We start from the raw sequence: 20681 nt of genomic DNA, 5'->3' as shown, positions 1-20681 counted from the left end.
GGAATGCCGCGACGCGGAGACTGGCGTTGCGCGGCTTTGGGCTGGCGGGGTGCGCCCAGCCCTATGGTTCTGGGCCGAAGATCCGTTCGATTTCGTGCATGACGTCATCCATGAGGCCGGGGATTTTGGCCTCGGACCCCGAAAACCGCAGGATCCAGCCGGATTTTGTCAGTTCCCGTCTGATGTGCAGTCTGTTGTTGAACTTGATGGATCGGCGTGGTGCCCCCGGTTTGTCGGGGCCGGATTCGTCGTATTGGGGGTTGAGCGCTTCGTATATGACCGGTTCCAGTGCGCTCCATTGTCCGGCCAGCGTATCGCTGCGTGATCTGTGCAGGGCGTCTGTCAGCAGCACCTCCCACCTTGCCCGCACCGCTGCGGCCAGCCGTTCGATCCGCGCCACTGACAGGTGTTCGGGGGTTGCGATTGCGCCATCAAAGACCTGCACCACGAGCGTGTAGCTGCGCAGGCGCGCCTTTTTCTGCCGTGTGGAGGTGGCGGGGAAGAGGCTGTCGATGGCGTGGTCTTCGTTGTTGAACAGTTCTTCTTGCAGGCAGTTGAGGATCAGTCGCCCCTTTTCCCAGGGGCTGATTTGGCTGCGGATTTCGTTTTCGCTGACCATGGCCGCGATCGCGTCGGGGATGTCGCGTGGTGCCCGGATAAACGCGGGGATCGTGTCGTGTTTCAGTGCGCGGCAGGCGGCGAGCCGCCGGAACCCGGAGATCAGCCCGTAGTGGAACCCGTCATGGGGTTCGCTGAATTTCCAGACTTCGATGGGTTGGCGCAGTTGCGTGGTAAAGATGGAGTGTTCGAGTTCTTTTTGTGCCTCGTCGTCGTGGATGTCGCGGTCGCGCGGGAGTGCGTCGGCGTCGATGGCGGTGATCGGTAGTGTTTGGAGAGGGTCGGGCATGTGTCTGGCCTTTGGCGTTGCTGCGTTTGGTGCAGTATGCCCGAGGTTCGGCCGGTGTTGCGTGATGTGCGTGAGCGCCGTGCGGTCGTTGTCAGAGCCGTTTGGGCCTCACGCCTTGCGGTTGTGGCCCTGTGACGCTGCCCCCCACCCCATGGACCTCACTGGGGTCAGGTCCGCGGTTTGGCCGTTTTTTGAGGGTGTTCAATCCCTTGCCTCGGCACCACACCGGCCATTGTGCCCATCGCGGTGCGCTCCCATCCAGTCCGACGTTTGCGCGCCTGTGTCAGGATCGCTTGCCCGTGCCGTGCATGATTGCATCTTGCCCCTTTTCAGGCGGCTTGTGCTTTGGCCTGTCCAAATGAAACCAGCTTCTTGTGGTTTTCGTCCCACAGGTGCAATCGCGCGCTTTGCAGGCTTTGCCTGATCGTCATGCGGTTGCTTGATGCAAGAATATCGTGGTCTCGAAGCACTTCGGGCAAGCGGTAGAACGGAATTCGGCTGTACAGGTGGTGTACGTGGTGAATTCCTATGTTCCCGCTCAACCATTGCAGCACGGATGGCAAGACATAGTGAGAGCTGCCGTGCAGCGCGGCATCATGCAAATCCCAGTCTTGCTCGGCTTCCCAATGGGTGTCTTCAAACTGATGCTGAACGTAAAACAGCCATACCCCGGCGCTTGCCGCGAGCAGGGTCGAGGGCAGGAAGATCAGAAGGATCGGCATGACCCCACCGAAGTAGAACATAACCGCCAGCGCAATGAAGATCACCGCGTTGGTGCCCATTGAGCTTACCCAGTATTTGGCATGGCCGGTAAATCCCAGAGGCAGTCTGTTTTGCAAAATGAACAGGTAGCCGGGGCCGAGGCCAAACAGGACCAGCGGGTGCCGGTAAAGTCGGTACAACAGGCGCTGTACTGGCGTTTTTGCCTGATACTCCTCAACCGTCAGCGTATGGACGTCGCCCATGCCGCGGCGCCCAAGGTTTCCGGACGAGCTGTGGTGCAGGGCGTGCGAAGACCGCCATACGTCGTAAGGCGTCAGAGTGACGATGCCGAGTGCACGGCCGAGCCAATCGCTCAACACGCGGTTCTTGAGGAAAGCGCTGTGGCCGCAATCGTGCTGAATAATGAACAGCCGCAACAAGAAGGCGGCATTGCACAATGATATGACAAACGTCAGCAGTGGGCTGGTCGCCATGAAGAACCACGCCAAGGCCCACAAAAGAACGAACCCGCCGACCGTTACGGCCAGTTCAAAGCTGCTGCGGGCAGTGTCGGGTTCACGGTATTCGGACAGAATTTTGACCCAGTCACGAGCGTTTTTCGTGTGAGCGGTAGAAGCATCGTTTTCGTGGGTCATTGTTTCTCTTCGGTTAGCCTTTTGCGCAGTGCTAAACGAAGTTGCCAAATATACAACCAACGAAGCACGTGTTCTGCTCAGGAACTCTTGGCGAAATTGATACTGTGTTGCGAAGAACCTGGCGAATTGGCGGGCGGGGACTTGGAAATCGGGGCGTTTGTGTGGGCGAATGTGATGGTGGAGACGTCCATGCCGCTTTTGACCCAAGATTTTTACCAAATGGCAGCACCAACAAGAAAAAGGCCCGCCATTTCATGACGAGCCTTTCAATTCTGTCTCAAAGCGAACCCCTAAAAGGGGCCCTGCGCTTACGCCAGTGCGATGTTCGCGGCGGACTCGCGGCCGTCACGGCCTGCTTCGATGTCGAAAGTAACTTTCTGGTTGTCGGCCAGACCTGTGAGGCCTGCGCGCTCAACGGCAGAGATGTGCACGAACACGTCTTTGCTGCCACCGTCGGGTGCGATAAAGCCGAAGCCTTTAGTTGTGTTGAACCATTTGACTGTGCCTGTGGCCATTGTCAGTACTCCTAATTAATCTGCCCACGGGATGCGGCAGGTCGGCTAAGTCAGTGCAAGATCGAGAGTGACTGTGCCGTAAGGAGCAGTAAGGCCGATAGAGGTAACGTCGCACGCGTCCCTTACGCTCCCGCCAGTATAAAAGCAAGCGTTTAGACACAGGGTGCGTTCTGCCGGCGATTGTTAGCCGACGCGTGAACAACTCTTTTCCCGCTGGCCCTGACTTCCGCCCCCAGCTAGGTTCGGCGCGCCAGTCTATGCCCGGAGCCTGCCCATGCCCTTTACCCTTGCCACCTGGAACATCAACTCTGTCCGCCTGCGCGAACCTATCGTGCAAAAGCTGCTGAAAGAGCAGGGGCCGGATGTGTTGTGCTTGCAGGAATGCAAAAGCCCGGTGGACAAGATCCCGCGCGAAGGGTTTGCCGCCTTGGGATACGAACACATGGTTGCGCGCGGCGACAAGGGCTACAACGGTGTCGCGATTCTGTCCAAATCGCCCATCGAAGAGGCTGGTGCCTTTGACTTTGCGAATCTGGGCCACGCCCGCCACATCGCCGGGCGGCTCGAAAACGGCGTCACAATTCACAATTTCTATGTCCCAGCAGGCGGCAACATTCCTGACCGCGAAAAGAACGAAAAGTTCGGGCAGAAGCTTGATTATCTGACGGACATGCGGGCCCACTTTGCGGCAAACGCGCCATCCAAGGCGATTCTTGTTGGTGATCTCAACATCGCCCCGCGTGAGGACGACGTTTGGAGCCACAAGAAACTTCTCAAAATCGTCAGCCACACACCCATTGAGGTCGACCACCTTGCTCAGGTGCAGGATGCGGGCAGTTGGGTCGACATCACCCGTCAGGATATTCCTGACGGGCTGCTTTACTCCTGGTGGTCCTACCGCGCCAAAGACTGGAGCGCGGCGGACAAGGGGCGTCGCCTTGATCATATCTGGGCCACCTCGGACATCGCCCATGCAGGTCATAGCAGCCGCATCCTGCGTGACGTACGCGGTTGGGAAAAACCCAGTGATCATGCGCCGGTGTTTGCAACGTTTGACGTCTGACCTGCGAGGCGCGTCTTTGAATGCCCCAAGGTTGGGGAACGGGCGATCTGTCCAGCGTGATGCCACAAATAGATGACAGGATTTGCCACGAAGCCTGCTGTGCCATTAAGTATTGTAGCCGGTGTGGTCCAGTGCTGGACGGCTGTTAGAACGACCACTGTTTACGACCAAGCCACACTTAGCAACATGAGTTCATTTGCCTTTTTGGTTGATTTCCAACCCTGCCGATTGAACACTCGGGGAAATCTATTTGAATGGAAGAGATTCATGAGTTCACTCAGCCGTCGAAACCTGCTGCGCGCCGGTGCATCTGTTATTGCAATTTTATCGCCGTTCAGTGCCGCAGTTGGGCAAACCAATTCGCTTTCTGACATCGGCACAAAAGTTGTCCCGCTTCCCACTGTCACCGTCTACACGGCGCGCGAGATACTCACGCTTGATCCTGAGAAACCTGTTGTAAATGCCGTGGCAGTGGTGGATGGGCGCATTCTATTGACTGGCAGTCTTGAAGATGTGCTGGCCTCTCTTGGCGGGCAACGCCACCAGATTGACGATAGGTTTTCTGACAAAGTGATTGTGCCGGGTTTTATTGCCCAGCATGACCATCCGCTTTTGGCCGCGCTTACCATGTCTTCGGAGATCCTTTCGATTGAGGACTGGGCGCTGCCATTTGGAACCGTCCCGGCCGTTCAGGACAAACAGGATTTCACAGACCGTCTGACACAGGCGGTCGCAGCAAGAACAGATCCCACGGAACCCGTTGTGACCTGGGGGTATCATCCAGCGTTTTATGGCGCGCTTACCCGCGATGACCTTGATGCCATCAGTGCGACACAGCCCATACTGGTGTGGGCGCGGTCCTGCCATGAGATGATCCTGAACAGTGCTGCGCTTGAAATCGGTGGGGTCACCCAAGAATTGGTCGACGGGTTTTCCCAGACCGAGAAGATGCAATCGAGCTTTGCCGAGGGTCGTTTTTGGGAGCAGGGATTGTTTGCTGTACTGCCCAATATTGCGCCTCTGGCGGCCTCGCCCGAGCGGTTGCAAGCCGGGCTTGAGCTCACCCGGGACTACATGCATGCCAAGGGCGTTACCTTTGGAAACGAACCCGGCGGCATTCTGTCAAAGCCTGTGCAGGATGGCATAAATGCAGTCTTTTCCAGCCCGGATATGCCGTTCCGTTGGTCCTTTATGCCGGATGCAAAAACACTGGTGCAAACATACCCAGACGATGTTCAGGTGATCGCTGAAACAGAAAACCTGAGCAGCTGGTATGGCGGTATGACGAGCCTCGCGCCCAAGCAGGCAAAGCTGTTTGCCGATGGCGCAATCTATTCGCTGTTGATGCAAGTTAGAGATCCGTTTTTGGACGGGCATGACGGCGAGTGGATGATGGACAAGAGCGACTTCGACCGGGCGTTCCGGATTTATTGGGATGCCGGATATCAAATCCATGTGCATGTGAACGGTGATGCCGGTCTGGATCGTGTTCTTGATGTGCTTGAGACGAACCTGCGCCGCAATCCCCGGTATGATCACCGGACGGTTCTTGTCCACTTTGCGGTGAGTGCAGAAGATCAGGTGAAACGGATTGTAGATCTTGGCGCGATTGTCAGTGCCAACCCGTACTATGTGACTGCTCTTGCTGATCAATATTCGGAGGTTGGGTTGGGTCCTGATCGCGCTGATTCAATGGTTAGGATTGGTGATGTCTCACGGGCAGGCATTTCATGGTCATTGCATTCCGACATGCCAATGGCCCCCGGTGATCCGCTGTTTTTGATGTGGAGCGCTGTGAACCGGGTGACTGCGTCTGGTCGGGTGGCCGGTCCCGAGCAACGTGTGAGCGCTGAAGACGCCCTGCGTGGGGTCACGATTGAGGCCGCGTACTCGCTTAAACTTGAGGATGAAATTGGCAGTATTGAAACGGGAAAACGCGCCAATTTCACCATTCTTGATAGCAACCCCCTGAACGTGGATCCGATGACCATTAAGGACGTCAAGGTTTGGGGCACTGTCATGGAAGGCCGGGTGCAACCTGTCGACGTTTCCGAAAAGAAGGCGTCACTGATGCCGCCAACGTCAACTGAGGCAAGCCGCACGTTTGCCGAAGCTTCGTTTGGGCATGCGCTCAAGGTTGTGCATTCTCACTTGTAGCCTCAAACGTGTTTGGGGGGCTTGGCTGAGGTGGTCGCTTTCTATTGGCTCAGCCTTTGGATGGCTCTGGCACATTGGTCTGGCGACAGTCAGGTGAGTATGCGTCTGCGTTGCATTTCCATCCACTTCTCCGCACGCCGCCCCCACGCGCCGTTAACTATCCATTGATACTTCCCCATGCCGAACAGGCCGGAGCCCCGGCCCCTGCAAAAAGGGATAAATGGATGAACAAGGCGATCACTGATGGCGTGCTGCTGATGCCGCCGGCCTTTGCGGATGGATTGGATGTTTGGTCAAGCGGGGATGGGACTTCGGGATCGGACACCTACCTGAATGCGGCCAACGCAGCCCTTGTTGTGGCAGATCAGGACTTTGGCAGCTGTCTCGAGTTGCAGAAGATCGAGAGCACCACGTTTGTCCGCTACATGGGACAAACGCCGTTATTGCCCGGTTGCTATTTGCGCGTCACCGCCCGCATCAAGGCGATCAGCGGGAACTTTCCGGAGGTGCGTATCGCAGGGTATGCCGCGCGCGGAGATGGGTCCGAGGTGACGGGTCTCACCACAAGCGGGAGCAGTACAACGCTCACTGCTTATGGTGATGTCGTTGAGGTATCTGCCATCATCGGTGCGGGCAATCGCGGTGGCGTCGATCTGGTTTGGGGGCGGGAGCCGGTCTATGGCCATTTGGGGCTGGACCTGACGGGCGCCAACGGCGGCATCGTGCGCATCGACGACATCGAAGTCGAAGACATCACCTCGGTCTTTCTGCGCGACATCGTATCCACTGTGGACGTGCGCGATTTTGGTGCTGTGGGCGACGGGGTCACGGATGACAGCGACGCCTTTGACGCGGCCAATGCGGTTGCGGACGGGCGCACCATTTTGGTGCCTGCCGGGACGTTCCGGTTGGAAACGGATATCGCCTTTGATCACTTGGCGAAGTTTGAGGGCACGCTGAGTATGCCCGTCGAAAAGATGCTGCTGTTGCGCAAGAACTATGATCTGCCCACTTACATCGAGGCATTCGGGGATGAAGGGCTGGCCTTTCGCAAGGCCTTTCAGGCGCTGCTGAACAGTTCGGATCACGACAGTCTGGATATGTGTGGCCGTCGTGTTCAGGTCGACGGCCCCATTGATATGCAGGCGGCTGTGCCGAACCGGGACGAGTTCAACACCCGGCGCGTGATCCGCAATGGTCAGATCGAGGCCACCGGCGATGTAAACTGGGACACTGTGGTCACAACCAGTCAGGCAACCTATTCCACATCCGACGCCCGCACGCTGACCAATGTGACAAACGCCGCCAATATCGAAGTCGGGTCCTATGTCGAGGGCGTGGGCGTCGGCCGCGAAATCTATGTGCTTGAGGTGAATGCCGCCGCAGAGAAAATCACGCTGAACGCCCCGCTTTTTGACGCGGTTGGAACGCAGACCTACACGTTCAGCCGTTTCAAGTACCTGATTGATCTGAGCGGGTTTTCCAAGCTGTCCAAGTTCAACATGTCCAATATCGAGTTCCAGTGTAACGACAAGACCAGTGGCATCATGTTGGCCCCTGCGGGTCCGACATTCGAATTGCAGGAATGCTTTATCAGTCGCCCGAAGGATCGTGGCCTCACTTCGATTGGTGGCGGATGTCAGGGCATTCTGATTGATCGGTGCCAGTTCCTGTCTTCAGAGGAAAGCGAAACCGTCGAAAACCGCACCACCATCGCGCTGAACGTAAATTCCAACGACGCCAAGGTGCGCGACTGCCGCGCCACCCAATTCCGCCATTTCATGTGCATGGCGGGCCAGAACCATCTGATCATGGGCAACCATTTCTTTCAGGGAGATGGGATATCTGGCGGCGTACGCACAGCGGGCATCGTGCTACAGGACAACTTTACCGCCAGCGTGATCAGTGGCAATTACATCGACAACTGTTTTGTCGAGTGGACGAACGAGCGTGACGCCACGCCAGAATTCTCAACTGGCTTTTCGTTCAGTTCGTTCAGCCTGACGGACAATGTCTTTCTTGCCAGTGATGTCGCGGATTGGTTCAGTTATTTGGTGGTTAAGCCACATGGCAGTGGCCACTTCCTGAATGGTGTGTCTGTGAGCGGCAACCGGTTCCGGTCCATCAACGGAACCATTACGCGGGCTGAACGAGTGGATACAAGTTTTGCCGACCTTTCGCATGAGCAGAACCGGGCTGTGTATTTTGAGGGTAATTCGTATCACAATATCGACGAACAAGCCTCCAATCCGCTGGTCGTGGCACACGAACAGAACACCAATTCCACGATCTGGACGATTGGCACGAACAAAAAGTTACCGTTCGAAAGTTACTGCCAGTTCGTGGACAGCGTCGCGCTGGTTGGGGACATCCGCAATACTGCCAATGCCCGCGTGTTTGAAAACCCGGTTGGCAGGGGGCGGATTGGGGCAAACGAGGATGAATTCACCTTGGAATTTGCCTCTGAAGTCCGTGGTCTGATCCGTGCAACTGTTCGAATGGACAAAGAGTAACCTTAAGCGCTGGGCAGGTCAGTTGGCCTGCCCGGCCTTTTAAAACGTGCGCCACAGGCCAAGCTTGAAGGCGAAGGTGCCGTCTTCTTTTTCCATGCCGATGTGAAACCGGGTTGGCCCGTCTTTTTTAGGCCGCCAGATTACCGAAGGGGCGATGGTGGTTGAGAGGTCGCTTTCTATTTCGGTCAGGAAAACCTGCATCATCACCTGGAACCGTGCTGAAAGGCTTAGTCCGATGGTGCTGTCCAGTTTGTAGGTGGTCACACTGTTTTCCACTTCCCATTCTGCGGCACTGTCCAGAGCCACCCAGCCCGACTTGCCCCAAAGCGTAAAGCCACGCCCATAGCTGAGCCCTGCACGCAATAACGCTAAGGGATCCGGGCCTAACGTGCTGCCGATACCGATTTCGTAGGCCAGTTTGAAAGAACGATCATCCGTCGGAAGCGGTTTGCGCGCGAACACAAAACCAGTGCCATTTACCAGCTGCCCGACCAGCATATCCGTGTCGATCTTTGCCCCAATGGTCAATTTGGGTCGCAGCCCATGGGTGAGATAAAGTGAGTTGCCGGCTTGCCCGACTTCATCAATCGTTGAGCTAAAGGACAGAAATGTTTCGCCCACATCGCGCATCCATGCTCCGCCACTGGCGGGCAGCGGAACGCACAAGATGGCAAGCAGCAGGGTCAGGCGCATTGGTGTGCGCTCCAAATGGTTAATCAAACCTGACTTGGCCGCATCTTGGTTAATATTCGGTTATGATCTCCTCGCCCCGCGCTTTAGACGGTTTGACGGTGGTGCATGGAATTGATCGTCTAAAATGTGCAGTCTTATCCCCGTCCTTTTGCGTTGGAGCCGGTGGCACAGCGTGTGCGTGTCATGTTGGGCGAAAAGGTTCTTGCCGATACGACAGCCGCTGTGCGCACCCTCGAAACGCATCATGCGCCCAGTTATTATTTGACGCGCTTGGAGGCCGCCGCCGGGAGCTATCCGAACCCATCCGCCCGCTTTGCCGCCCTCAAGGATCATCTGGCGACTTATGCGGGTCAGATCGACGCCTGTTTCGTCGGCGCGGTTCAGGTTATGCCGCAGCCGGGGGGCATGGGGGCGGGCTGCCTAGGCGTTTTGCCTTTAGGTTAGGCGATAGGCGCTTGTGCGCAGGCGCGGAACTGCTGCACGGGGCCTGCTGCGCCGTCCAACGATACCGTCACGGCAGAGGTCTGGGTGAAGGCGGTGGCGGTGGTGTTGAACTCGAGCCCGTCGAGCACATTGCCAAACCCCGTATCGCTCACCGTGAGGGTCGCACCATCCGTCTGGTGGCGCTGGGTCGAGATGATGTTGCTGCGCGGTCCGTCAAAGCGGATGGAGAAGGCAGGCGCTATGGGCCATTTATTCGGGCTGGTGACGGCAATGGCGTAGACGCCCGTTGCGTGATCATAGGTGACGGTCATATCTGCGCGCGCCTCGGTGTGGGTGAGGGTGCAGATGGGGGTTGGGGTGAACTCCCACGCATATGCCGGAGACGTGAGAAGCAGAAGGGGGATCAGGTATCGCATGGCGTCAAACATAGTCCGTTTGATGCATCGGACCATCCCCGACCCGTCCAAACAAAAAGCAGCGCCCGATGGAAGGGGCGCTGCGGCTGTTGGTCTTGGGGATGCAGTGACAGGCGCCGTGGGGTGAGCCGAACGCTCACCCTGTGGCGACTGGTTTACCCGCCGATTTGTTTCTGATTGCACTCACGCGCCATTTCGATGGCTTTCTTGGTGCCCGACAGATCTACGATGAAGGAGTACTCTTTTTCCGGAAAGATGAGCATCTCGTATTGCTGTGCGATGTCTTCGACGAATTGGGGGCTGTCGCTGAGCACGTAGCCGCCCGAGTACCCTTTGGTGATGTTGCCGCGCATGCCTTTGGACTCGCCAGCATAGACATTGTCGCCGATCAGGATGGCAATTTCGCTTGTCTCACCGGCTTTGATGTCAGTTTCGGCCTTTGTGAAGATGCCGACGTAGCCGACGCTGCGGTCTTGGGTCAGCCCCATCTGGACAACGTTTTCGGCGCTATCTACGGATTCGATCAGGCAGGATTTCTTTTCCACGTCCACAAAAACTTTCCAGCCTTCGATTTCTCCGTATTTCTCGAAGGTGTCAGCAGAGGCGGCTGTGGCAGCTACGCAGGTGGCAGCGATAGCGAGGGCGAAACGTTTCATGAGGTGGCTCCATTTGCTGAATTAGGGGGGCATTCTCGCTCAGGTCGTTAGGGAAGACAAGGTTGGATGGGAGGAGCCCCGGCGGGCGTGGGTGCTGAGGGCAGCGGCCGACCTGGGTGGGCGCTTTGGTGCGGTTGGTTTGCTTGGGTGCTTTGAAGCGTGGATGTGGAGAGTGTTGCTGGAGGTATCGCCAATAGCGCCCTCCCGGGGGGAGGGTGAGGGCCGTCTTGGAAAGCGTCCAGTGGACGGTTTCAGGCCTGAACGGGCGGAGCCCCGGCGGGCGCTGCCCGGCTGCGCCGCCGGGCAGGAGACGTTTTCTTAAGCCGCGATCCGCACTAGCATTGTGGTCGTTCGACCGAACTGAGCCATTCAAAGATGTCTTTGCCTTCGCGAAGTTCCAAACGAAATGGCATGTAGCTTTCCCATTCTGTCCAAACGCCCGGTGCGAAGACTGATGTTGTTGAAATTACTGCCTTGGACGCGTTTGTGTTCAACATCAATGTGCCAGCCATCGCTCGTACGTCATTTGCCGAGACTTTGTGGCCCTGCGAAAAAGCTTTACATTGGTCCAGAATTCGAATTGCTCCAAACCCAGACTTTTCCGCGATAACGTCCTTCCCGCCATCGTTGCTCCGTGGAGTAAGCGTCACTTTGAAACCTGCTTTGTCGTATGTTGCAGCAATGAACTCTTCAAATGCGCGGGGTTTTTTGAGAATTCATATAGCAATGCAGGGTTGGACTGTAGTTGTTCGAATATGGCGATCCACGGATACGAAATTGCGGTTACTACCGCTCCATCGGTCACTTCATAACCTACTTCCAACAGTTCCATGGGGAGTAACAGTTCGTGTGACCGTTCTTCAACGGGTGGAGCGGCCGTAGCCGCATTTGTCTTTTTGCTTATTCCGATCCCAATCCCAATTCCAAATGCTATATCTCAGAGCGCCTCTTGCTAAAATACGATAGTGCGAATCGCCAATTCACTATCTTCAATCAGTACCATATGTGGTGAGAACATTAAAGGAACACCGCTATAAATCGCGTTTTCTGAGCTGGCGTCACCGCCCCCGCCGCTTCACATTTCCCCCACGCTGCCCAGCACGCCCCGCCGTACTCCGACCGCTCGCCTTCTGCGCATCCCCAACGGCCTTCTCCACCGCATATTGCCGCGCCATCGGGTCGTCGGCCACAACCAGATCGACCGCTTCCAGCCGTTTGACCTCATCCCGCAAACGCGCCGCCTCTTCGAATTCCAAATTCTCTGCCGCTTTGCGCATGTCCGTGCGCAACCCGTCCAGCACGGTTTGCAGGTTGCCGCCCGCAAGCGGGTTGTCGATTTTGGCTGTGACGCGGGATTGGTCTGTGTCCCCTTTGTAGAGACCCTTGAGCACATCCTCGACGTTCTTTTTCACCGTGGTCGGCGTGATCCCGTGTTCTTCGTTATAGGCCATCTGCTTGGCGCGGCGGCGGTCAGTTTCGGCGAGGGCACGCTCCATACTGCCGGTCACTTTGTCGGCGTACATGATCACGCGCCCGTCCGCATTCCGTGCGGCGCGCCCGATGGTTTGCACCAGTGAGGTTTCGGAGCGCAGGAACCCTTCCTTGTCCGCGTCGAGGATCGCGACCAGCCCGCATTCTGGGATATCCAGCCCCTCGCGCAGCAGGTTGATCCCGATCAGCACGTCGAAGGCCCCAAGCCGCAGATCGCGTAGGATTTCGATCCGTTCCAGCGTGTCGATGTCAGAGTGCATGTAGCGGACCTTGATCCCCTGTTCGTGCATGTATTCCGTCAGGTCCTCGGCCATGCGTTTGGTCAGCGTGGTGCACAGCGTGCGCATTCCGTTGGCGGTGACTTTCCGCACTTCGTCCAGCAGATCGTCGACCTGCGTGGTGACGGGGCGAATTTCGACCATCGGGTCGAGCAGACCTGTGGGGCGGATCACCTGTTCGGTGAAAATGCCGCCTGCTTGTTCCAGTTCCCATGACGATGGCGTGGCCGAGACAAAGACGGATTGGGGCCGCATCGCATCCCATTCCTCGAACTTGAGCGGGCGGTTGTCCATGCAGGAAGGCAGGCGAAACCCGTGTTCGGCCAGCGTGAATTTACGCCGGTAGTCGCCTTTGTACATGCCCCCGATTTGCGGGACAGACACGTGGGATTCGTCGGCAAAGACGATGGCGTTGTCGGGGATGAATTCGAACAGGGTGGGCGGCGGTTCGCCCGGTGCGCGGCCCGTGAGGTAGCGCGAGTAGTTTTCGATACCGTTGCACACGCCCGTCGCCTCGAGCATTTCCAGATCGAAATTGGTGCGCTGTTCAAGCCGTTGTGCTTCGAGCAGTTTTCCGTCGTTCACCAGCTGGTCGAGGCGGATTTTGAGCTCTTCTTTGATCTTGATGATCGCTTGGGACATCGTCGGTTTGGGTGTCACGTAGTGCGAGTTGGCGTAGACGCGGATGTGTTCCATCACGGCCGTTTTTTCGCCCGTGAGCGGGTCGAATTCTGTGATGCTTTCGAGTTCTTCGCCAAAGAAAGACAGCCGCCATGCGCGGTCATCCAAGTGTGCGGGGAAGATTTCGAGCGCGTCGCCCCGCACCCGGAACGTACCGCGAAAAAACGCCTGATCGTTGCGTTTGTATTGCTGGGCGACAAGGTCGGCGATGACCTGGCGCTGGTCATAGGATTTGCCGACTTTCAAATCCTGCGTCATCGCGCCGTAGGTTTCGACGCTCCCGATGCCGTAGATGCATGATACAGAGGCGACGATGATCACGTCGTCGCGTTCCAGCAGCGCGCGCGTGGCCGAGTGGCGCATGCGGTCGATCTGTTCGTTGATCTGGCTTTCTTTTTCTATGTAGGTGTCTGACCGCGCCACGTAGGCTTCAGGCTGGTAGTAGTCATAGAAACTGACAAAGTATTCGACGGCGTTGTCGGGAAAGAACCCTTTGAATTCGCCATAAAGCTGCGCGGCCAGCGTTTTGTTGGGCGCAAGGATGATGGCCGGGCGCTGGGTTTGTTCGATCACCTTGGCCATGGTGTAGGTCTTGCCTGTGCCCGTGGCCCCAAGCAGGACCTGATCCCGGTCGCCCGCGAGCACCCCGGCGCTCAGTTCTTCTATCGCAGTGGGCTGGTCCCCGGCGGGCTTAAATTCGGTGTTCATACGCAGGGGCACACCGCCTTCAAGCTTGAGGCGGGTGCGCACATCCTCGGCCGGATTGGAAAGGAATGTGTCGGGGGAATCGGTGTGTACTTGGGCCATGCGCCTAACTTGGCGCTTGGGCGGGCCGGTGCAAGGGGGGCGCGGTGTGGATGCTGCCAGAAACTGACAGGGTGCCGCGCGTGCTTTTCTTTGTGGCAGGTCGCCGCTAGCCTGAGTTGAGAAAGCGGAGGGCACAGTATGATCGAGGAACCCAAGACATTGACCATCAGGGCGCCGCAGCGGCGACCCTCTGCGGCACAGATTGCCGCCTTTCAGAACGTGCCGACCGGGTTCGTTGTGGATGCCATGTTTGGGGCTGGATCGCTGGCCACGCAGATCGTGCCCATTCCGGGACAGGATGTGCAGGTGGCTGGACCCGCGCTGACGGTCGACAACCGGCCCAGCGATATTCTGGCGCTGTTGTGTGCCCTTAAGTACATTCAGGAAGGCGATATAGTTGTGAACGGTTTTGCAGGGTTTCAAGGCTGTGCGGCGGCGGGGGATCGTGTGTCTGGCATGATGAAGAACTGCGGTGCTGTGGGTTTTGTCACGGATGGGCCGATGCGCGATCTCGATGGCATTCGCGCCGTTGGCTTGCCAAGTTGGTGCACCGGGTTGAATCCCGGGTCGCCCTATTCAACAGGGCCGGGTCGGGTTGGGCTGCCTGTGCCGATTGGCGGCCAGAGTGTCGAAACTGGGGACATGATCGTGGCAGACAAAGACGGGGTCGTCGTGGTGCCTTTTGACATGCTGGATCACATCATTGGCCGGTTGGATGCGGTGGCCGCACTTGAACATGATATGGATGCCCAAGTGGCCGAGGGCCTTTGCGTTCCCGATGCGATAGAAGAGATGTTGCAGGATGCCGACAAGGTCGCACATGTGACCTGATTGGGTGCGGCGCGGTCCGTTTTGTGCGGGTCGTGAGACATGCATGGGCAAAATGCGTAAATCCCGGCGGTGCAGGCGGGGTTGAGACATCACGCCCGCTTGGCAAATCCGCAGCAGCTTGCCATAAGGGCGTGACACTATTCTTGGAGCGTTACCACATGCGCGCACGCATTTTTCAACCCGCCAAAACGGCCATGTCCTCGGGCACGGCCAAGACCAAGCACTGGGTATTGGAGTTCGCGCCAGCCTCGGCCCGGTCAGTTGACCCCTTGATGGGGTGGACATCGTCAGATGACACGCAGGCACAGGTGCGCATGAATTTTGACACCAAAGAGGCCGCTCTTGATTATGCGTCCCATCACGGGATTGATGCAGCGGTGCAGGAACCCAACAAACGGCGGGCCAACATCAGGCCCGGCGGATATGGCGAGAATTTCGCGACCAGTCGCCGCGGTGCTTGGACGCACTGATGGGTGGCGCCGTCCACGCACCGTCCGGTTCCGGAGAAACCAACACTGCGTTTGGTCTGCCGCGCCGGTTCCACGTTTCCGGCAACGACACCTCTCCGTCCGTGTGGGAAGAAGACATACCGGACGGCGCTGGGCCGCCGCGCCACATTCACCACGCAGCCACAGAAATATTTGTAGTACGTTCGGGCCGGTTGCTGTTTGAGGCCGATGGCGTTCAATTCGAAGCGGGTCCGGGCGATACCGTGACGATTCCGCCCGGCACTGTGCATGCATTCAAGGGCCTTGCCCCGGAAGGGTCGGTCGCGGTGATCGTTCTGACACCCGGCGCGGGGGATGCGTTTTTCCGTCAAGTTGAAAGCGAAGGGCTATCGCCTGAAACGGATATGCCTCGGATCGTGCAGATCGCTTCGGAAACCGACCTTGAGTTTGCAGGCCCGCCCTTGTGATGTTGGCGATGCAGGTGTCGCGCGCGTCTGTTGAGGACGCGGACGTTCAAGCGCTGCTGCTCCGCCATTTCGATCTCATGCGGGCAAGTTCCCCTGAAGAAAGCTGTCATGTGATGGAACCGGGTGCCTTGCTGGAGCGCGGTGTGACACTGTTTGCCGCGCGCGACAGCGGTGCGGTTCTGGGCGTTGGGGCGTTGGCACAGATCGACACGGGGCATGGGGAGTTGAAATCCATGCACACCGCTGCCGAGGCCCGGGGACGTGGCGTGGCCCGCGCTATCCTTGCATCGCTTTTGGATGAGGCCCGCGCGCAGGGCCTGACCCGCGTCAGCCTTGAAACCGGGAGTGCCGAGATGTTTGCCCCGGCCCGCGCGCTTTATGCCGCGCATGGGTTTGAGGACTGCCCGCCTTTTGGCAGCTATGTCGAGGACCCATTGAGCGTTTTCATGACCCGCACGCTTTGAAGCCCTTGCCCCATCGCGATTGCTGCGGCATGAGTGGACCAGCGCGGTCCCGTAGCTCAACTGGATAGAGCACCTGACTTCTAATCAGGATGTTGAGGGTTCGAGTCCTTCCGGGATCGCCAGTGTCTGAACTATGTCTCACCGGACACAGGTTATACCTGTGCTTGCAGATCAGGCTCGTATCCTCAAGAAAAGCGTTGTCAGCTCGTGCGGGCCTGTCCTAACGATTGATTAAGGGCCGCCAAAAGGTCCTCTTTTGAGGAATGACAGATGAACCAGACTACCAACTTGGATCACGCGGTGGTGCCGGAAAATTACTATGACCGGTACTATGCCCGCCCTCTGCCGGACACGCCCAAGGGTTACCCCAATGGTTGGATGTCCCCTAACGATCTGACACTGCTCTACAATGCCGCCTATCTCAGCACGGGCCATGTGCTGGAAGTCGGCCCGTGGCTTGGCCGCTCGACCACGGCGCTGGCCATGGGGTTGCGCGACCGACAGTTCAACGGGGCCAAGCCGGTCAGTTTTGACACCATTGATTTTGGCATCACCAGTGCCGGCGAGTGGCGGGAGAAGTTCGGCGAAGAGCTGGATCTGGGCAAACAGAATGGCCGTGTGGCGGATGCGGTTTATCACCCCGGAGGCACGGTTGCCGTGCTGATCCAGAACATGAAGGACAATCGTCTGTTGCCTTACGTGTCCAACTTCATTCGCGGAGATTTCATCGACTGTCCGATTGCCCGCAAGTACAGCCTTATCTTTTGCGACACGACCCACGACGATGCTGAGATCGAGCGTACCTTGCCCAAGCTGGCCAAGATGGCTGGAACAGGATGCACGTTTGTCTTTGACGATGTGATTACGGAACAGCGGGCCGAGTTGATCTGCAGCTATCTCAAGACCAAACGCTATATGATGAGCATCCGGATTTTTCCGCAGCGCAAGAAGTTTTGCAAGGTGATGGTCGTCGAGACCTGAGCGCCAGCTCGCCTTATCCGAATTGGGGTGCGCCGTTGCCTGTCTGGCAGCGGCGCATCTGGTTTCAGAAGGCTTGGGCAAAAGTTTTCAAAACGCACTTTGCCCGACGGAAAATACGCTGCAATGCATGAAGACATGAGCAGTCGGACAGCACCGATAGCAAGCGCACTGATCATGACAGGCCTGAGTGGAGCCGCCCGCGCATGTGACGACCTTGTGCTGGTGTTTACCGGATGCACTGGCCGCATCTCATGCAATCATGTTGAGCGCGCCTTTTGGGCAAACATGCCTGATCCTGCTTTGACGTATTTGAACCCAATCGCGAGCGGAACCACACATGCAAAGAGGATCATGGCCAGCCAGATGGGGCCTTGAGCTTGTCCCGTTGCATCCAGAATCGCTCCGGCTGCGGGAGGCGTGGCAAGCATGATGGCGTAGTAGATCGTAAAGAAGACCCCCATACCAAAGGCGCGAACCTCTGGCCGCAGGGCAAGACCGGCAAGTGCCATGATGACACCCGCAGGCGCCATTCCCACCAGCCCAAAGAGCAGGCTGGCCGCAAGTCCGGCGCCCGGCTGGCTCAGCAACCAAAGGGCAATCACAGCAGCGCTCATACAAACTGTCAGGACAAGGTTGCGGCGGCCAAACCGATCGACGATCTGACCACAAAGCGCACCAGAGCCGATCATAAGCCAACTTCCGACACTTATGACGCCCGCAGCCGCAATCGCCGTCTGTCCAAGGTCCTGCAAAACTTTTGGGCCGAAGGACAAGTACGTCACATAGGCCGCATTAAAGACGCCCCACGCCCCACTCGCACAGAGCACCAAAAGCCACTCTTGCCGAGTCAGGCGGCCCGCGCCGCCGGATTTTACTGCCGGCAGGTCGCTGCGCGCACGATAGAAGAAAAACACGGCTGACGCTGCGAGCAGACAATAAACCGATGCGATTTGAAACGGCACCCGCCAGCCATAAAGGTCTGCAACCCAAGCATGCCCCACTTGCCCCATCGCGATGCCAAAGGGCCATGACATAACAAGGATGCTCATCGCGGTTGCGATCTCGCGGCCTTCGAACCAGTCGGCGACCATCTTGGTGAAGTAGAGGTTGATCACGAGAAACCCGATACCAGCGATCACGCGCCCGGCCCCGATGCCAGCGCTGCCGCCCGCAAGCGCAGAGACGAGCCCGCCCACGGCCAGCGCCATAAGCCCCAGAACTGCCATATCGCGATCGGAAATCAGCCGCCCAAGATATCCCGCAGGAAGGGCAAGGATCAGCCCCGGTGCCATGAAAAGTCCAATCAGCAGGCCGACGCTTGCGTAATCCAGTCCGAAGGCGACGATCAGACCGTCGCCAACAGAGGCCAGAGTTTGGAACTGAAACCCCATCCCGATCCGGGCAAAAAACAGCAAGGCCAGGATGCGCCAGCGCATTACGCCCAACCGAGCCCGCGCAGCGCCTGCACGTCGTTCCAGATCTTGGTCATATGGACGATCTTGTCACCCTCAAATCGGATGACATAGGCGTAGTCGGACACCACGGCCTTGCCCGTCGGTTCCACTGGCCCGCCGGGTCCCGTCTGTGTGCCGTGGAACTCGGCGGTCGCCACGGCGGTGTTGCGCGCCTCATCCATCGCGAAGGACGTCAGCACGTAGCGCCCGTCCGGCACCGGGGTCAGCAAGCCCTTCATCCATTCGCAATACTCCGCGAGCGTCTTGGTCTCGGCGAGCGCGTCCGCTTGGCAGGCGAAGGTCGCGTCTGTCGCGCACCAGCCTTGGCAGACCTCCCATCCTTTTCCGGTTTCGCAGGCGTCAAAGAAAGCGTTGGCGGTTTCAAATTGTGTCATGGGAACATCCTTTGTGCGTTTTCTATCCTGTCGGCGTACAAGATGGGCTTTGCGCTGCGTATCGGGCAGATGCAGTAATTTCAGAGACAATTTTGAATGTTTGGCCTACAACATTTGCAGGATGGTCGGGTGTTGGCTTTTGATAGCATCAAAAGTGCACGATCAATGGACCCCGGTAGATGCCCGACGAAAACGACCTCAGCCCCAGAGAACAACAGATTGCTGAACGCTATGCCGCTGGATGCCGTTATCAAGAGATCGCAGCGGATTTGCACATCGCACCATCCACAGTGCGAACCCATCTGGCCACGATCTACCGCAAACTTGAGGTGTCGTCCAAGATTGAGCTGGCCAATCGCCTTAGTGGGGTCGCCGCCGCTCCGCGCAGCCATGTGGACCACGCAGCCATTATCTCAGATCTCGCTCTGAGCCTTGAAGAGGCGTTGAGCCGCGAAAAGGCATTGAGCGAGGTTTTGCGGATCATTGGCGCGTCCCAAGGCGATCTGAACTTGGTCATGCCCGCGATCCTGCGCCATGCCTTGGACCTTTGCGATGCCGAGTTTGGCATTCTGTTTGAATACAGGGACACCAAGAAGTTCAAAGCAAGCTTTACGCTTGGTATCCCGACGGCCTTTCAGGGCTGGCTGGATGATAGTGGCACGTTCAGTGTGAATGATGAGACCGGGCTGGGGAGAATGGAAACGCAACGCGCCGTGATAAACATAATGGATGTGAAATCCGAAGCGCTCTACCGCACGGACGACCCGTTGCGCTTTGCCACTGCCGATTTAGGTGGGGCCCGATCCTTTGTCGCGATTCCGATGCTTGCCGCCGACCGACTGGTTGGCGCATTCACGATCTATCGACAGTCCGTTCGCCCATTCTCTGAAGATGCGCTGCGGTTGGCGCAGATGTTCGCCGCGCAAAGCGTGATCGCCTTGGAAAACGCGCGTCTTATCGGCAACAGCGGACATCCAGTGTGACCTTTGAAACCGATACTTAGTCCGCGCTTTCGCCGGTGGCGCAGTGCGTGCCACGCACCCGGTTTGGGTCAGATACCCTTGGCCTTTGTGACAGTGCAATGGGATGCCGTTCCGCAATGCGGTGTGGAACAGCGGCCTGATCAGGCCAAACATCTGAGACGGCCCACCCTAAAGTGATGAGGACCTGTTTTCAGGGGCTTAGGCGCAGCTTGTCTGAGAAAGTTTTCAAAACGCACACTTGCGCGGCGTATTTTAAGATGCAAAGCTGCTTTTATGGGCAGTTTAAGAACGCTGATTGCAAGCGCACTGATCATGACAGGCCTGAGCGGTGCGGCGCGCGCAAATGACGACCTTGTGCTGGTATTTGCCGGATGCACGGGCCGTATGTCTGCTGAAATGGAGTTTGCGTGGTTGATGAGCGATGCGCGCTCGGATGCGTTGCAGGATCAACGGCAGCGCTTTGTCACTCTTTTGGATGCCGTCATGCCGGATGAGCGGGCCCGCGAAACACTTGGCCATCGGATCGAGGCGAAGCTGGCGCATTATTCCATGTTGAGCACGGCTCATTTTGGCAGCGATAAGCGACTGGCAAAACTGGCCAAACAGCGCGCGGAAGCGAACGTGCAGACGTGCCGGACGCTCTTGCTTGACGGGTGACCATTCGCTTGCGCGCAGAAA

General features: G+C 57.7%; 21 protein-coding genes and 1 tRNA gene. 12 read left to right on the top strand and 10 right to left on the bottom strand.

The genetic code is table 11. The features are described from left to right. Window positions 1-61: 61 nt before the first annotated feature. From DHN60_RS07120 to DHN60_RS07110, 3 genes are all read right to left on the bottom strand, one after another. Window positions 62-907 carry a ParB N-terminal domain-containing protein gene (locus DHN60_RS07120; protein ID WP_108836584.1) on the bottom strand — a complete coding sequence of 282 codons (846 nt, stop codon included), beginning with the start codon at window positions 905-907 and terminating at the stop codon, window positions 62-64. A 329-nt stretch (window positions 908-1236) separates the two neighbouring features. Beyond that, window positions 1237-2265 carry a fatty acid desaturase gene (locus DHN60_RS07115; protein WP_108836583.1) on the bottom strand — a complete coding sequence of 343 codons (1029 nt, stop codon included), beginning with the start codon at window positions 2263-2265 and terminating at the stop codon, window positions 1237-1239. A gap of 308 nt (window positions 2266-2573) precedes the next feature. Then, window positions 2574-2780 (bottom strand): cold-shock protein, encoded by a 207-nt coding sequence (locus DHN60_RS07110; RefSeq protein WP_108836582.1) that lies wholly within the window; start codon window positions 2778-2780, stop codon window positions 2574-2576. A gap of 274 nt (window positions 2781-3054) precedes the next feature. Between DHN60_RS07110 and DHN60_RS07105 the strand changes: the two genes are divergently transcribed. The 3 genes from DHN60_RS07105 to DHN60_RS07095 all read left to right on the top strand — a co-directional run bounded on the left by DHN60_RS07105 (window position 3055) and on the right by DHN60_RS07095 (window position 8513). Next, a complete protein-coding gene (locus tag DHN60_RS07105) occupies window positions 3055-3843 on the top strand; it encodes an exodeoxyribonuclease III (RefSeq protein ID WP_108836581.1) in 789 nt (262 codons plus the stop codon). A gap of 267 nt (window positions 3844-4110) precedes the next feature. Next, the gene (locus DHN60_RS07100) at window positions 4111-6000 is read left to right on the top strand and encodes an amidohydrolase (RefSeq protein ID WP_108836580.1); all 1890 of its coding nucleotides are present in this window, start codon (window positions 4111-4113) and stop codon (window positions 5998-6000) included. A gap of 224 nt (window positions 6001-6224) precedes the next feature. Then, the gene (locus tag DHN60_RS07095) at window positions 6225-8513 is read left to right on the top strand and encodes a glycosyl hydrolase family 28-related protein (protein WP_108836579.1); all 2289 of its coding nucleotides are present in this window, start codon (window positions 6225-6227) and stop codon (window positions 8511-8513) included. A gap of 39 nt (window positions 8514-8552) precedes the next feature. Here the strand turns inward: DHN60_RS07095 and DHN60_RS07090 are convergent, their stop codons facing one another. Next, entirely contained in the window at window positions 8553-9206 is a 654-nt protein-coding gene (locus tag DHN60_RS07090; RefSeq protein ID WP_108836578.1) for a hypothetical protein, read from the bottom strand. Window positions 9207-9389: 183 nt separating this feature from the next. On the opposite strand from DHN60_RS07090, the gene DHN60_RS07085 reads away from it, so the two are divergent. Beyond that, on the top strand, window positions 9390-9650 hold the full coding sequence (locus DHN60_RS07085; RefSeq protein WP_108836577.1) for a hypothetical protein: 261 nt from the start codon (window positions 9390-9392) through the stop codon (window positions 9648-9650). Here the strand turns inward: DHN60_RS07085 and DHN60_RS07080 are convergent. The 4 genes from DHN60_RS07080 to uvrB form a co-directional block, all read right to left on the bottom strand. After that, a complete protein-coding gene (locus DHN60_RS07080) occupies window positions 9647-10078 on the bottom strand; it encodes a hypothetical protein (RefSeq protein ID WP_234423560.1) in 432 nt (143 codons plus the stop codon). The genes DHN60_RS07085 and DHN60_RS07080 overlap by 4 nt on opposite strands. Window positions 10079-10221: 143 nt before the next feature. Continuing rightward, window positions 10222-10722 (bottom strand): hypothetical protein, encoded by a 501-nt coding sequence (locus tag DHN60_RS07075; RefSeq protein ID WP_108836576.1) that lies wholly within the window; start codon window positions 10720-10722, stop codon window positions 10222-10224. Window positions 10723-11057: 335 nt separating this feature from the next. Continuing rightward, window positions 11058-11438, bottom strand: a complete 381-nt coding sequence (locus tag DHN60_RS22965; RefSeq protein ID WP_108836575.1) for a restriction endonuclease — start codon at window positions 11436-11438, stop codon at window positions 11058-11060. Between the two features lie 342 nt (window positions 11439-11780). Beyond that, window positions 11781-13979, bottom strand: coding sequence for an excinuclease ABC subunit UvrB (gene uvrB / locus DHN60_RS07065; RefSeq protein WP_108836574.1), 2199 nt, complete (start codon window positions 13977-13979; stop codon window positions 11781-11783). Between the two features lie 138 nt (window positions 13980-14117). Here uvrB and DHN60_RS07060 point away from each other — a divergent pair, with 138 nt between their 5' ends. The 6 genes from DHN60_RS07060 to DHN60_RS07035 all read left to right on the top strand — a co-directional run bounded on the left by DHN60_RS07060 (window position 14118) and on the right by DHN60_RS07035 (window position 17171). Beyond that, window positions 14118-14810 carry an RraA family protein gene (locus tag DHN60_RS07060; protein ID WP_108836573.1) on the top strand — a complete coding sequence of 231 codons (693 nt, stop codon included), beginning with the start codon at window positions 14118-14120 and terminating at the stop codon, window positions 14808-14810. Between the two features lie 158 nt (window positions 14811-14968). Further along, the gene (locus DHN60_RS07055) at window positions 14969-15280 is read left to right on the top strand and encodes an ETC complex I subunit (RefSeq protein ID WP_108836572.1); all 312 of its coding nucleotides are present in this window, start codon (window positions 14969-14971) and stop codon (window positions 15278-15280) included. After that, entirely contained in the window at window positions 15280-15726 is a 447-nt protein-coding gene (locus tag DHN60_RS07050; protein ID WP_108836571.1) for a cupin domain-containing protein, read from the top strand. Before DHN60_RS07055 ends, DHN60_RS07050 begins: the two co-directional genes overlap by 1 nt. 8 nt (window positions 15727-15734) lie before the next feature. Then, entirely contained in the window at window positions 15735-16190 is a 456-nt protein-coding gene (locus tag DHN60_RS07045) for a GNAT family N-acetyltransferase (protein ID WP_108836738.1), read from the top strand. A gap of 45 nt (window positions 16191-16235) precedes the next feature. Further along, window positions 16236-16312 (top strand) — tRNA-Arg (locus DHN60_RS07040). Between the two features lie 148 nt (window positions 16313-16460). After that, window positions 16461-17171: a class I SAM-dependent methyltransferase gene (locus DHN60_RS07035; protein ID WP_108836570.1), complete on the top strand. Its 711-nt coding sequence runs from the start codon at window positions 16461-16463 to the stop codon at window positions 17169-17171. A 257-nt stretch (window positions 17172-17428) separates the two neighbouring features. Here DHN60_RS07035 and DHN60_RS07030 read toward each other — a convergent pair whose 3' ends face one another. Together DHN60_RS07030 and DHN60_RS07025 are read right to left on the bottom strand one after the other, a co-directional pair. Beyond that, complete coding sequence (locus tag DHN60_RS07030) at window positions 17429-18607, bottom strand: CynX/NimT family MFS transporter (RefSeq protein WP_108836569.1); 1179 nt, start codon at window positions 18605-18607, stop codon at window positions 17429-17431. Beyond that, window positions 18607-19020 (bottom strand): ester cyclase, encoded by a 414-nt coding sequence (locus DHN60_RS07025; protein WP_108836568.1) that lies wholly within the window; start codon window positions 19018-19020, stop codon window positions 18607-18609. Before DHN60_RS07025 ends, DHN60_RS07030 begins: the two co-directional genes overlap by 1 nt. Before the next feature lie 179 nt (window positions 19021-19199). Between DHN60_RS07025 and DHN60_RS07020 the strand changes: the two genes are divergently transcribed. Beyond that, window positions 19200-20003 carry a LuxR C-terminal-related transcriptional regulator gene (locus DHN60_RS07020; RefSeq protein ID WP_108836567.1) on the top strand — a complete coding sequence of 268 codons (804 nt, stop codon included), beginning with the start codon at window positions 19200-19202 and terminating at the stop codon, window positions 20001-20003. A 273-nt stretch (window positions 20004-20276) separates the two neighbouring features. Next, a complete protein-coding gene (locus DHN60_RS07015; protein ID WP_108836566.1) occupies window positions 20277-20660 on the top strand; it encodes a hypothetical protein in 384 nt (127 codons plus the stop codon). The last annotated feature ends 21 nt before the right edge of the window (window positions 20661-20681 follow it).

Source organism: Tateyamaria sp. Alg231-49, assembly GCF_900143535.1.
Lineage (GTDB): Bacteria > Pseudomonadota > Alphaproteobacteria > Rhodobacterales > Rhodobacteraceae > Tateyamaria.
The sequence above is the reverse complement of the archived record's forward strand: the minus strand, read 5'-3'. Positions and strand labels throughout refer to the sequence as shown.

Coding starts and splice junctions, on each gene's coding strand:
- DHN60_RS07120 (WP_108836584.1), bottom strand. CDS start 907: ATGCCCGACCCTCTCCAAACACTACCGATCACCGCCATCGACGCCGAC.
- DHN60_RS07115 (WP_108836583.1), bottom strand. CDS start 2,265: ATGACCCACGAAAACGATGCTTCTACCGCTCACACGAAAAACGCTCGT.
- DHN60_RS07110 (WP_108836582.1), bottom strand. CDS start 2,780: ATGGCCACAGGCACAGTCAAATGGTTCAACACAACTAAAGGCTTCGGC.
- DHN60_RS07105 (WP_108836581.1), top strand. CDS start 3,055: ATGCCCTTTACCCTTGCCACCTGGAACATCAACTCTGTCCGCCTGCGC.
- DHN60_RS07100 (WP_108836580.1), top strand. CDS start 4,111: ATGAGTTCACTCAGCCGTCGAAACCTGCTGCGCGCCGGTGCATCTGTT.
- DHN60_RS07095 (WP_108836579.1), top strand. CDS start 6,225: ATGAACAAGGCGATCACTGATGGCGTGCTGCTGATGCCGCCGGCCTTT.
- DHN60_RS07090 (WP_108836578.1), bottom strand. CDS start 9,206: ATGCGCCTGACCCTGCTGCTTGCCATCTTGTGCGTTCCGCTGCCCGCC.
- DHN60_RS07085 (WP_108836577.1), top strand. CDS start 9,390: ATGTTGGGCGAAAAGGTTCTTGCCGATACGACAGCCGCTGTGCGCACC.
- DHN60_RS07080 (WP_234423560.1), bottom strand. CDS start 10,078: ATGTTTGACGCCATGCGATACCTGATCCCCCTTCTGCTTCTCACGTCT.
- DHN60_RS07075 (WP_108836576.1), bottom strand. CDS start 10,722: ATGAAACGTTTCGCCCTCGCTATCGCTGCCACCTGCGTAGCTGCCACA.
- uvrB (WP_108836574.1), bottom strand. CDS start 13,979: ATGGCCCAAGTACACACCGATTCCCCCGACACATTCCTTTCCAATCCG.
- DHN60_RS07060 (WP_108836573.1), top strand. CDS start 14,118: ATGATCGAGGAACCCAAGACATTGACCATCAGGGCGCCGCAGCGGCGA.
- DHN60_RS07055 (WP_108836572.1), top strand. CDS start 14,969: ATGCGCGCACGCATTTTTCAACCCGCCAAAACGGCCATGTCCTCGGGC.
- DHN60_RS07050 (WP_108836571.1), top strand. CDS start 15,280: ATGGGTGGCGCCGTCCACGCACCGTCCGGTTCCGGAGAAACCAACACT.
- DHN60_RS07045 (WP_108836738.1), top strand. CDS start 15,735: ATGCAGGTGTCGCGCGCGTCTGTTGAGGACGCGGACGTTCAAGCGCTG.
- DHN60_RS07035 (WP_108836570.1), top strand. CDS start 16,461: ATGAACCAGACTACCAACTTGGATCACGCGGTGGTGCCGGAAAATTAC.
- DHN60_RS07030 (WP_108836569.1), bottom strand. CDS start 18,607: ATGCGCTGGCGCATCCTGGCCTTGCTGTTTTTTGCCCGGATCGGGATG.
- DHN60_RS07025 (WP_108836568.1), bottom strand. CDS start 19,020: ATGACACAATTTGAAACCGCCAACGCTTTCTTTGACGCCTGCGAAACC.
- DHN60_RS07020 (WP_108836567.1), top strand. CDS start 19,200: ATGCCCGACGAAAACGACCTCAGCCCCAGAGAACAACAGATTGCTGAA.
- DHN60_RS07015 (WP_108836566.1), top strand. CDS start 20,277: ATGGGCAGTTTAAGAACGCTGATTGCAAGCGCACTGATCATGACAGGC.